Origin of the sequence: Geomonas diazotrophica, assembly GCF_018919385.1 — a bacterium.
Classification (GTDB): domain Bacteria; phylum Desulfobacterota; class Desulfuromonadia; order Geobacterales; family Geobacteraceae; genus Geomonas; species Geomonas diazotrophica.
Window position 1 is genome coordinate 1 of sequence record NZ_JAHLMF010000039.1, and the last position, 1307, is coordinate 1307.

The following is a 1307-nucleotide window of genomic DNA, read 5'->3' on the forward strand; positions in this document are numbered from 1 at the left end:
AGAGGTGATAACCTTCTCGTAGGGCATCTTTCAACGGAGGATGCCTTTTCTTATTCGCGCCAGACTCACGCCGAGTACCGATCCGGTACCTAGAGAAGGTTCGCCATTTTTCGTCCGCCACCTCAGTGTGGCAAAGGGCCGATCGCGACTCCTCATTTTAAGCCATGGACGTACGGTACATCCTTTGCTCGATGCATAGGCGCCACAGGATGATTGCCAGCCGTCGAGCCACAGCAGCTATTGCCTTCTGAGCAACCCCAGTCTTGCCGAGCAGTCGATGGTAAAGGTTCTCGGCGTAACGATCCCTGCTTCTCCACATCCAAGCAGCTTCGATCAGCAGGCTGCGCAACCTTGTCTGCCCGACTGGAACAAGTCGGCCCGAAGGTGACTTATTGCCGCTTTGCCGAACAACCGGTGCAAGGCCAAGATAACTTGCCACCTCCTCGGCCCTGGTGAATCTGTCAGGGCGGAACAGCTCCATGGCAAACGTCGTAGCGACGGTTGCTCCCACGCCAGGCACGGACTGCAGACAGGCCATCCGCTTTGCCAACTCTTTCGACTTTACAAGACTCTTCAGTTGCAACTCTAACCTGCGCAGCTCTTCCTTGTGAAACGCCAGCTCGCGCAGGTAGCTTTCAAGTGTCATGAGGGCTGCCGGATCCATCGGTAGCCCCAACAACACTTCTGCCACGTCACTATGCCAATTGGTAAGCTCCTTTGGCTCTTCAATGCCAAGGAAGAGTAAATGACCTTTGATGCGTTGCTTGCAACGCCTCGCTGAATCCACAACCGCGTGGCGTCTGCGCAACAGGGTTCGACGCGCCTCTTCCTCTGCGGTTGGGACGGCTATGGGTTTGAGCATGCCTTTAGCTGCATAGTCCGCCAGCTTGAGACAGTCGAGGCGGTCACATTTTGCACCTGGTGTTACCGCACGGGGGATCTTGCTAGGAGCAGCAACAATGACAGGAATAGCTGCCTTCTTAAGCGCCCGGGCCAGGGAGAAACCCGTTGGCCCGGACTCATAAGCTACAGCTCCAATGCGGACAGGGAGGTTGTGGAGAAATTCAACTACTGATTCTGGTGCAGCCGGAGTGACCAGAGTGATAGCGCGGCCATCGGCACGTCGCACAGCGACGTGATAGCTGCGCTTGTGAACATCAACCCCCACGTAGAAAGTGTGAGATTCATACCCTGCGACAAAGTGCTCAGTTCCTGTTAGACTCTTTTTCGCCATGTTGGCCTCCCTCGTACGGTAACCTGAAGCGGCACACTTCAATGTTACCAGGATGGCCAGCATGGTATTTTTC

Annotated in this window: 1 protein-coding gene; it reads right to left on the minus strand. The window is 55.3% G+C overall.

Annotation, left to right across the window (positions count from 1 at the left end; translation table 11 throughout):
* Positions 1-157 precede the first annotated feature (157 nt).
* On the minus strand, positions 158-1307 hold a 1150-nt coding region (locus KOM00_RS20425), incomplete at its 5' end, for an IS110 family RNA-guided transposase (protein ID WP_236027117.1).